At 62.8% G+C, this 567-nt stretch carries 1 protein-coding gene; it reads right to left on the bottom strand.

Annotated elements, in window-relative coordinates; genetic code table 11:
* On the bottom strand, window positions 1–304 hold a 304-nt coding region (locus NS334_RS17420; RefSeq protein WP_206542750.1), incomplete at its 3' end, for a hypothetical protein.
* Between the last annotated feature and the right edge of the window lie 263 nt (window positions 305–567).

The raw sequence follows: 567 nt of genomic DNA, 5'->3' as shown, positions 1-567 counted from the left end.
GGCAATAGGTCGAGTTGCCGAACTTCGGCCACAGCACGAATTCGGCGGCGGCCGCGCCGAACACGATCAGCGACAGCAGATGGTCGGTGAGATATTTCGCGCCGGGGCGCGCGCCCTTGATGACCTCGAGCAGCAACAGCAGCACGCCGGCGGCAAGCAGCATGTCGCTGAGCGTGATCTGCCACTGTTCGCCCGACAGCAAGGTCAGCCTGATCAGCGGGTCCGTGAAGGACACGCCGGGCATCAGGAAAGCGATGATGTTGTAGACCGCGAGCGGAACGAGCAGCAGCGGAAAACCGACCATCGGGGCTTGCGCCTTATTTCAGGGAGAACCAGCAAAGCGGCGATGGCACTTGCCTCGCCGCGGACGCGCGTCTTGACCGCACTCGTTGGCCGAATTCAGGCGCAGCGCCGTTTGATTGGAGCACAACCTTATCGGAAAACCGCTACGCACTTTTCCGGGTCATGCTCGCGCCTCCGCGGCGCGGCAGCCGAAGTCCGATCAGGACTCTTTCTTGGCCTTCAGGACCTGGCGGCCCTTGTACATGCCGGTCTTCAGGTCGAGGT

The sequence above is a fragment of the Sphingomonas endophytica genome (assembly GCF_001476895.1).
Classification (GTDB): Bacteria; Pseudomonadota; Alphaproteobacteria; order Sphingomonadales; family Sphingomonadaceae; genus Sphingomonas; species Sphingomonas endophytica_A.
Note: the sequence above shows the minus strand (reverse complement) of the source record. Positions and strands in the feature narration are given on the sequence as shown.